Origin of the sequence: Coleofasciculus sp. (genome assembly GCF_046539235.1) — a bacterium.
Taxonomy (GTDB): Bacteria; Cyanobacteriota; Cyanobacteriia; order Cyanobacteriales; family Coleofasciculaceae; genus Coleofasciculus.
This window is the reverse complement of the sequence record NZ_JBKHHI010000262.1, coordinates 1-9,256: the sequence shown is the minus strand read 5'-3', so window position 1 is coordinate 9,256 and position 9,256 is coordinate 1. Positions and strand designations below refer to the sequence as shown.

The window sequence follows — 9,256 nt, the reverse complement described above, 5'->3', positions numbered from 1 at the left end:
CCTTTTTCCCCACCGACACCTCAGATAAAAGTGCGATCGCGTCTTTACTTCATGGCAGTGCTTTAATGTTTGTGGCTTATACTGGCTATGGTCGGATTGCCACATTGGGAGAAGAGGTGCATCAACCACGACGCACTATCCCCAAAGCGATTATCTTGACGATGATTATCACCATGATCCTGTATATGGCAATCGCCGCCGTGGGTGTGGGTTCTGTGGGTGTGGATATCCTTAGCGCCGCTACCCAATCAAAAGCCGCCCCCTTGGAAGTCGCCTCTCGCCAATTTGGGATTCCCATCGTTCCCCCATTACTCGCCCTCGGTGCAATGACAGCGATGGTAGGCGTATTGCTAAACCTGATATTGGGATTATCTCGCGTACTATTGGCTATGGGGCGTCGGCGGGATATGCCCAGAATCGTAGCGCGTCTGAATGCTGCGGGAACCACACCCTATATATCAGTGATTTGTATTGGAGTTGCGATCGCGGCGTTGGTTCTGATTGGTAATGTGAAAATAACTTGGTCATTTAGCGCTTTTACCGTTTTGGTTTATTATGCCCTTACCAACCTTTGTGTCCTACGGCTATCTGCCCAAGAACGATTGTATCCCAAATGGATAGCTGGGGTAGGATTAGCCGGGTGTCTCGTCTTAGCCTTTTGGGTGGAACAACAAATTTGGTTAGTTGGTCTGGGATTAATTGTAGCCGGATTAGTCTGGAAAACGATAGTATTGCCATTGGCTTTAGGTTCACGAAATCACTAATTCAGTGCAGCGATGATCGGCGATAAGGTGTCAGTAGGTGAAAGGGGGAAACGATTGTCCGGAGTCACAAAGAGACGCCGAAGACGAGTCCGGAAAAAATCATCAGCCAATGGCTGTCTGGTAGCATTAGGTGCGATCGCAGCATTAATCGCCACGGGTGCGATCGTTACTGGGGGGATATGGCTAGGAATTCGCCTAATGATTGATCCCAATGCGGCAATCTGGCTGAATCGTATCTTACCTGGATGGACAAGCATCCCCATCGCCGATGCTTCACCCCCACAAACCCTGGCAACCATACGCGACGAGTTGCGCCAAAATGGGTTAATTGCGGGAGAACTTGTATCCCTCAATACAGGACAACCCGATCGAGAAACCCCTATTCTATTACCCATCTTAAAATCTAAGCCGAACTGTCAAACCAATTGCCAAAAAATTGTCGAACTGAGACTTTATCAACCCATCGAATTCCAGCAAGCCGAACTTGCTTACCAATTGGTCACTCAGCTTACCATTAAGGAACCAGAAGAATATTTTGTCCTCTCCTCCACCGACGCGATTAATAGGAGTGTGTCTCGTTCCTTAGCTTTTACTCGATTTAACCGTTTAGAAAATCAGTCCCCCGCCACAGGATTCTGGTTTAACCTTTGGGGAGTTCGCCTCACCGATGAATCCCCGAAAACTTATGGACAAATCCTCCATTACAACCCCGAACAAATGCACCTGAGTGTTATGCTGGACTGGCAAAGTCCCACAGATAAACCCCCTTATTGGCAACAAGTTACGGGTGAATCCACCCCAGAATTAGTGCTTGATCAAACGGTGGGATTAGAACCGAAATTCCAGGTATACCAGGTTCAACCCCGCCAGTTTCTCCCCAATCCAATTCAATTAACCGAAATTTCTCTGAGTACAATCGCGTCTGATAGTCCTACTTATCGCAATTCCTTAATGTTAGCCCAGAATGGGTTATGGTCGTGGGCATATCGGCGATTGCAACAAGAACAGAAAAACACGGAGTCGGCGACAGTCCAAGCGCAACTAGATGTGATTCGACTTCATGCCCAATTTACTGAAGCCCAAGCCAACCAAACTTGGGCAAGTCAAGGACAACAAGTTCTCGCCTATCTGATTGATGGGCGGTGGACAGATGGCTTACAGGTATTTCAAACCGCCGCATTGAATGGTTCCGCCCAAGATATTGCTAATTTACTCAAAACCGATACCGACAGATTATGGCGACGGGTGGAAGCTGCCCTCAATATTAGTCCCAATGATCGCACCGTAAAAACCTGGGGGGCTTTAATTCTCGCCGCCCAAGAAGGGCGGACTAAAGCTATTTCTTGGTTGCAGCAACTTCCCCCCCCTGAATCAGAATCAGATCAGCCTCAATCTAACAATAATGCCCAGATTTATGCCTACCTGGATTACCTTGATTTAGCGTTAGCCCAAGTCCCACCCATCACCCCTCATTTAAGTCAAATTTTAGGGACTGCACAATCGATTGAAACTGTCAAGTCTGAAGATTGGCGACAACCGGAAGTGGGAAATGGTACATTTCCCCTATCTTTAACCACCCCATCCTCAATTCCCAATCCCCAATCCCTCGTTCTGCAAAAAGCCCCGCAACAGGTTTGGTATCAGGTAGAAGTGGCGGCGTTTAATGATGGTCAGCGCTGGCTTAAAACGCCCTTTAACGACTTGCAATTGCCAACTGTTGCACCAACCCAACGTCTTTGGCAATATCTGGGCTTAGATACTGATCCGCGCCTGCAAATCGCCGTCTGGTCGGCGGAGGGACACCAGGAGACAATCGTCGCGACTGTCCAAGCGGTGTCCTATCAAGACGGAGTGATTCAGCTTTTAGCCGCAGGAGGTGCCTTACCTAATAGAGAAAATAGTCGTCCTATGGCATATTCTCAAGCCGCGCTACGCTGGCTAGAACCGGGTTCAATTAGCTTATCGGATTTAAACCAACTGCAACCGCAATGGGTGGCGGCAATATTACCAACACTGTGGCAGGAATTGGTCAAAAGTGGCAAGCGATCGCCTGAAGTCGAACCCACGATTCCGATGATGTTGCAAGAGATTGGACATTGGTTAGTACAGCCTCTGGATTTGACTGGGAACGATGAACCGGAAGCTGTTTTAACCCTGTATGAGGATCTATCGAGTACCAATCAAACCCTGAATATCAAACGCCCAGATACGAACACCCAGGAGTATAAACCCCGGACATTAATATTTTCAGATAAGGGGGTGTTACTCTACAGTGAATTTTCCACCCATGGGAGTACATCACTGACTGCGATCGCGGATTTGGGGGATGGGGGAACAACGGCGTTAGTCCTGGCAGGTGATAATAAATACAGCCTTAAACGTTGGTCAGATCAGCGGAAACGTTTTGAGTAAAGGCAGATTGATCATCTTTAGGACTTACGCAAAGGCTCTAGATGTAGGGTGTGTTAGCGTAGCGTAACGCACCTTAACCTATTTGGCACAATAAAACATAACCAAGATTATTACCCCTCTATGACGACTACCGTACAAAACGCCAATCATCAAGAGTTAGTCGGCTTAATCTGGAGTATCGCCGATAAGCTGCGAGGTCCCTACCGCCCCCCTCAATACCGTCAGGTGATGTTACCGATGATTGTGCTGCGTCGTCTTGATTCTGTCCTAGAACCCACTAAGGAAGCGGTTCTTGCAGCCAAGGCTAAGTATGAGAAAGTCCTAGAGGGGGAGGCGTTTGAGAAGGCGATCGCGAAAGTTGCGATCGGGGGGAATCGCCAACAGCCTTTATATAACCTTAGCGAGTTTACGTTTAAGAAGCTGCTGGGGGATTCCGAAGGGTTAGCCGATAACCTAAGAGCCTATATTAATGGCTTTTCTCCCCTGGCGCGGGACATCTTCGATAAGTTTGACTTTGATAAGCAGATTCAGAAACTCGATGAAGCCAATCGCCTCTATGAAGTGATGCATGCGATCGCGAGTCCGGAAGTTGATTTATCTCCGGCGCATCTCTCCAACTTGCAAATGGGGTATTTGTTTGAGGAGTTGGTGAGGAAGTTTAACGAACAGGCAAACGAAGAAGCCGGAGACCACTTTACCCCCCGTGAAGTGATTCGCCTGATGGTTAATTTGGTCTTCTGTGAGGAAGAAGATGTCTTTCAAAAAGGGATTTACCGCACCGTCTATGACCCTACAGCAGGGACAGGGGGAATGTTATCGGTAGCCGAGGAATATATTAAACGGCAAAACCCGGAAGCAAACTTGGCATTATTTGGGCAGGAATATAACCCGGAGTCCTACGCGATTTGTTGTTCTGACCTGCTGATTAAAGATGAACCGATTAACAACATTATCTATGGGGACACATTAGGACTCAAAGACGCCAAGCAAAAGAGCAATAACTTTTTTCCCCACGATGGTCATAGTGATAAGAAGTTTCACTATATGTTTGCTAATCCGCCCTTTGGGGTGGAGTGGAAACCGGAAAAGGATTTCATTGATGATGAATATGCGAAATTAGGCTTTAAGGGTCGTTTTGGCGCAGGTTTACCCCGGATTAATGATGGGTCGCTGTTGTTTCTACAACACATGATTTCTAAGATGTATTCTGCACCGGAGGCGGGGGGAGATGGGTCGCGCATTGCCATTGTTTTTAATGGTTCACCTTTATTTACGGGGGATGCGGGGAGTGGGGAGAGTAATATTCGCCGTTGGATTATTGAAAATGACTGGCTGGATGCGGTGGTGGCGTTACCGGATCAGATGTTTTATAACACGGGAATTTTTACTTATATCTGGTTGGTGACGAATAAGAAAGCACCTCACCGCAAAGGAAAGGTTCAATTGATTGATGGGACGCACCATTATCAGAAGATGAAAAAGAGTTTGGGGAATAAGCGAAATGAGCTATCCTCTGACCAGATTGCGGAACTGGTGCGACTCTATGGGGATTACAAACACAATGGCACAAGCGAGGTGCAGATAGAGGGGGAAAGCCAAGACCGGATTTGCTCGAAGATTTTTGATAATCGCGAGTTTGGTTTTCTTAAGATTACCGTAGAACGTCCCTTGCGGCTGAATTTCCAAGCCAGTGATGAACGCTTGGCGCGACTGTGGGAACAAACGGCATTTGAGAAGTTGGCAACGAGTAAGAAGCGCAAAGACGAGACGGCGAAGCAGCTTGAAATCGAGATGGGGCAAGATTTACAAAGGGAGATTATTGCTGCATTATATTGCCTGGATGGGAATAAACTCTATTTGTCCCGTGGGATGTTTGTTAAGGACATGGAGAAGGTCTTAAAACAAGCCGGGTTAAAGCTGAAAAGTCCAGTAAAAAAGGCGATTTTAGCCGCTTTAGGAGAAACTGACTCCGAAGCGGAAGTCTGTCGGGATAGCAAGGGAAACATTGAACCGGATAGCAGTCTACGGGATACGGAGATTGTGCCATTACCGGAGAATATTTCTTTACCCTTACCCTTGGATTATGATGGGACAACGGGATTAGATGAGTTAAATGAATTAGTGAAAGCGCATTGCTTGGCGTATCTGGAGGCGGAGGTGTTACCCCATGTTCCCGATGCTTGGATTGATTTTGATAAAACAAAGGTGGGGTATGAGATTCCCTTGAATCGGCATTTTTATGTGTATCAGCCTCCCCGTTCCTTGGCGGCGATTGAAAGTGATATTAAGTCTTTAGAGAGGGATATTATGGCGATGTTGGGGGAAGTTGTGTAACATTGGTGGTGACTTAAGGTAGAAAACCAGTGCTGGTAAGGTTTTAAGTTGTGTCTATCTACTCCTCGACATTTCCCCCTCATCCCCTAACCCCTTCTCCCAACCCCCCTCGTTCCCCCCTACCCCCCTCGTTCCCCCCTACCCCCCTCGTTCCCCCCTACAAGAGGGGGGATGACAGAGGATACTTCGTTTTTGTTGCACGGGGGATGACAGAGGATACTTCGTTTTTGTTGCAGGGGGGATGGCAGCGGATGCTTCGCTTTTGTTGCACGGGAGAAGGGGAACATGATTCTCTTACTCCCCTCTTGCTCCCCTCTCCCAAGCTTGGGAGAGGGGCTGGGGGTGAGGGCTGGCGTGGGTGAGGGGTTTAACTTCAGTTGATATGGATGGTTGTGTAATGGGTCAGTTAAAAAAATCAAAGGGAGACTAACATTATGCAGGTGACGGTTAATTTACCAGATAAGTTAACGGCAAAGGTACAAGATAAATGGGAAAATTTGCCGCAATAAATTCTCCGTAAATTATCCATTGAGAAAAGGAGGAAAATTAATGGCTTTAATCATTTCAGATGAACAGTTGGAAACTATCGAAATTCCGGCTGAGGTGCAGCAAAAAGCGTTACAAAAAGCTAAGGAGGGCTATGTCATGATTTTACTAGAAGCCGGGGAGATTACCAGTAGTCGGGCAGGAAAAATTCTAGGGGTTTCTCGTTTGGACGTTATAGAAATGATGAAAAAATGGGATATTTCCATTTTTGATGATTCTCAAAATTTGGAAGAGTTAGCCCAAGAAGTTGACCGAGCAGAGTTAATGTTAGAGTAACAGGACTCTTGAATGATTATTGTTTCTGACACAACCCCAATTAGTGAGTTAGCCAAAGTAGGCTATCTAGATTTACTACCTCAGCTTTTCAATCAAGTCATCATTCCCCAGGGAGTGTTTTATGAATTACAAAAGGGGGAACATCCAGCAACTCAATTAGTCAAAAATTTATCTTGGCTAGAAGTGATAGAAGTAAACAATAAACAACTTGTTGAGGATTTACAGAAGTCATCAAAGCTAGATTTAGGAGAGTCTGAAGCTATCGCTTTAGCAGAAGAGATGGAAGCGAGTCAGTTATTGATAGATGAAAAAGCAGCGAGAAAAGTTGCTTTAGCCAGGAAGTTACATTTAATTGGGACGATGGGCATTCTGCTGTTAGCCAAGCGTCGAGGTTTGTTAGATAATGTTACTGAAGTTCTCGATCAATTGCGGAAACAGGGAACAAGAATTTCAGCTCGTCTCTATGTTCAAGTGTTGACTTTGGCTAAGGAAGGAGAGAATTGGGAGGACGATTAATGGGACAGTATCAGGGGTATGAAAAGTACAAGGATTCTGGTGTTGAGTGGTTGGGGGAGATTCCTGAAAGTTGGAAAGTTCAAAGAGTAAAATTTATTGGTGATATCAAGTATGGATTAGGTGAACCACCAGAACAATTAGAGGACGGCTTACCAATTATTAGAGCAACTGATATTTATAGAGGCATTATTGATGGATCTAAAGTTCAACGAGTTAACCCTGATAAAGTTCCTTGGTCAAGAGATCCAGAACTAAAAACTGGAGATATCTTAGTAGTTAGAAGTGGAGCTTATACTGGGGATTCTGCCATCATTCCTGACGAATGGGCTGGATCAATAGCGGGCTACGACATGGTATTAACTCCTACTAAGGCTCATCCAAAATATGTTGCATGGAATTTACTTGGTAGGCACGTCTTAGAAGGGCAATTATATTTAGCAAAAAGTAGGGCTGCTCAACCTCACTTAAATGCTGAAGAATTAGGTAATACAATACTGGCAATTCCGCCACTGGAAGAACAGAATACGATCGCGCAATTTCTCGACTACAAAACCAGCCAAATAGATGCCCTGATTGCCAAAAAAGAAGCCCTCCTCGAAAAACTCGACGAAAAACGCACCGCCCTCATCAGCCACGCTGTCACCAAAGGGCTCGATCCAACCGTCCCCATGAAAGATTCTGGCATCGAGTGGCTAGGGGATATCCCTGCACATTGGGAGGTAAAAAAACTGCGTTACGTTGGATCTTGTCAAAATGGAGTAAGCAAAGGCGGTGATTATTTTGGATCTGGTTATCCTTTTGTCAATTACACTGATGTTTATGCCAATCCAGAATTACCTAAAGAAGTAAATGGATTAGCTCAATCTACAGAGGAAGATAGGATAAATTATTCAGTTAAAGCAGGAGATATCTTTTTTACAAGAACATCAGAAACCATTGAAGAAATAGGTATTACATCAACTTGTTTACAGTCTATAAAAAATGCAATATTTTCCGGTTTTCTGATTAGAGTTAGACCCTTTGACAATTCACTATTTCCAGCGTTTTCAAAATATTACTTTAGATCTCAAAGACATAGACTGTTCTTTGTGAAAGAGATGAATCTTGTTACTAGAGCCTCGCTAAGTCAAGATCTTTTGAAAAGATTACCAGTTTTACTACCTCCCTTTGAAGAGCAAAAAGCGATAGCTCAAAACCTTGCTCGAAGAACCGGAGAAATCGACCAACAAAAAGCAAAAATTCAACAAGCCATTGACCTCCTAAAAGAATACCGCACCGCCCTAATAACCAACGCCGTCACAGGCAAAATCGACATTCGCCAAGTCCCCATTCCCCAACCCTAGAAACCCCCATGAACACCGAATATCGCGTTAAACTCATCCAACAAGGAAACACCCAAACCCTACCCATTCCCCCAGAACTTAACCTAGACGCCAAAGACGTTACCATCCGTCAAGAAAATGGCAAACTGATTGTCGAACCCTATCAAAAGAAATCCCTTCTTGAAGTTTTCTCCACCCTCGAACCCTTAGATGAAGAATTCCCCGATATTGACGCAGGATTATTACCCCTAGATGATATCGAAGTTTAACCTACTTTATTCATTAAAAACCATGACTCAAATCACCCTATCCGACCTCCCTGAATCCCTCCAAACCCTACTCACCCAAGCCATCCAAACAGGTGAACCCCTCACCATTACCCAAAATAATCAACCCCTTGCCATTATTTCCCCGATTAAAAAAAGTAAACGCCCAGCCTTTGGCTCCGCAAAAGATAGCGGTAAAATTATCAAAGATATTGTAGAATCCCAGCCCTATGACTATCAAAGCCAGACCTTTAAAGACCTCTTAGACCAGGTTGAACCCGTCCCCCCAGACTTTGAGCCTGACCAAGTAAAAGCCGAATACTTAGCCGAAAAATATAACCTGTGAAAGTTCTGCTCGATACCAATCTCATTCTTGACTATGCTCTTAAGCGTGAACCCTTTAGTAAACTCGCTGACCAAATTTTTATTCTCATCGAACAAAAGCGGCTTGAGGGCTATGTTAGTGCATCTACCTTTACTGACCTTTTCTACATTCTCAGAAAATCTAGAGGCAAAGATTGGACACTCCAATTTTTAGCTCGACTTGTCCGACTCTGCCAAATTGCTACCGTCGATGCCAATACTGTCAAAACCGCTTTGGCTGAACATTACAAAGATTTTGAAGATGATATACAGTATTATGCCGCCAGTCAAACTCGGTTAGAAGGAATTGTGACTCGCAACCCGACTGATTTCCCTGAAAAAAATTTACGCATTCTCACCCCAGAACAGTTACTTCAAGAACTCAGAGAGAACCAGTAATTTACCATGCACCAAGAAAAAGACTTTGAAAACATCATCGAACAAGAACTCCTCAACC

Annotated in this window: 9 protein-coding genes; all 9 read left to right on the top strand. The window is 45.1% G+C overall.

Annotated elements, in window-relative coordinates; all coding sequences use genetic code 11:
* Positions 1-764 (top strand): APC family permease (locus ACLFWI_RS20420; protein ID WP_446414432.1); only part of this gene is annotated, 764 nt, incomplete at its 5' end.
* 54 nt (positions 765-818) lie between these two features.
* A complete protein-coding gene (locus tag ACLFWI_RS20415) occupies positions 819-3,176 on the top strand; it encodes a hypothetical protein (RefSeq protein WP_446414431.1) in 2,358 nt (785 codons plus the stop codon).
* A gap of 120 nt (positions 3,177-3,296) precedes the next feature.
* The gene (locus ACLFWI_RS20410; RefSeq protein WP_446414430.1) at positions 3,297-5,510 is read left to right on the top strand and encodes a type I restriction-modification system subunit M; all 2,214 of its coding nucleotides are present in this window, start codon (positions 3,297-3,299) and stop codon (positions 5,508-5,510) included.
* Between the two features lie 549 nt (positions 5,511-6,059).
* Positions 6,060-6,332, top strand: a complete 273-nt coding sequence (locus ACLFWI_RS20405) for a UPF0175 family protein (RefSeq protein WP_446414429.1) — start codon at positions 6,060-6,062, stop codon at positions 6,330-6,332.
* Positions 6,333-6,344: 12 nt separating this feature from the next.
* Positions 6,345-6,848, top strand: coding sequence for a DUF3368 domain-containing protein (locus ACLFWI_RS20400; protein WP_446414428.1), 504 nt, complete (start codon positions 6,345-6,347; stop codon positions 6,846-6,848).
* The gene (locus ACLFWI_RS20395) at positions 6,848-8,191 is read left to right on the top strand and encodes a restriction endonuclease subunit S (RefSeq protein ID WP_446414427.1); all 1,344 of its coding nucleotides are present in this window, start codon (positions 6,848-6,850) and stop codon (positions 8,189-8,191) included. Before ACLFWI_RS20400 ends, ACLFWI_RS20395 begins: the two co-directional genes overlap by 1 nt.
* Positions 8,192-8,199: 8 nt before the next feature.
* Complete coding sequence (locus ACLFWI_RS20390; RefSeq protein ID WP_446414426.1) at positions 8,200-8,439, top strand: AbrB/MazE/SpoVT family DNA-binding domain-containing protein; 240 nt, start codon at positions 8,200-8,202, stop codon at positions 8,437-8,439.
* Between the two features lie 22 nt (positions 8,440-8,461).
* Positions 8,462-8,782, top strand: coding sequence for a type II toxin-antitoxin system Phd/YefM family antitoxin (locus ACLFWI_RS20385; protein ID WP_446414425.1), 321 nt, complete (start codon positions 8,462-8,464; stop codon positions 8,780-8,782).
* Positions 8,779-9,198 carry a type II toxin-antitoxin system VapC family toxin gene (locus ACLFWI_RS20380; RefSeq protein WP_446414424.1) on the top strand — a complete coding sequence of 140 codons (420 nt, stop codon included), beginning with the start codon at positions 8,779-8,781 and terminating at the stop codon, positions 9,196-9,198. The genes ACLFWI_RS20385 and ACLFWI_RS20380 overlap by 4 nt, the downstream gene beginning before the upstream one ends.
* Positions 9,199-9,256 lie beyond the last annotated feature (58 nt).

What these genes read in the sequence shown, in the direction of transcription:
- ACLFWI_RS20410 (WP_446414430.1), top strand. Translation starts at nt 3,297, where the DNA reads ATGACGACTACCGTACAAAACGCCAATCATCAAGAGTTAGTCGGCTTA.
- ACLFWI_RS20405 (WP_446414429.1), top strand. Translation starts at nt 6,060, where the DNA reads ATGGCTTTAATCATTTCAGATGAACAGTTGGAAACTATCGAAATTCCG.
- ACLFWI_RS20400 (WP_446414428.1), top strand. Translation starts at nt 6,345, where the DNA reads ATGATTATTGTTTCTGACACAACCCCAATTAGTGAGTTAGCCAAAGTA.
- ACLFWI_RS20395 (WP_446414427.1), top strand. Translation starts at nt 6,848, where the DNA reads ATGGGACAGTATCAGGGGTATGAAAAGTACAAGGATTCTGGTGTTGAG.
- ACLFWI_RS20390 (WP_446414426.1), top strand. Translation starts at nt 8,200, where the DNA reads ATGAACACCGAATATCGCGTTAAACTCATCCAACAAGGAAACACCCAA.
- ACLFWI_RS20385 (WP_446414425.1), top strand. Translation starts at nt 8,462, where the DNA reads ATGACTCAAATCACCCTATCCGACCTCCCTGAATCCCTCCAAACCCTA.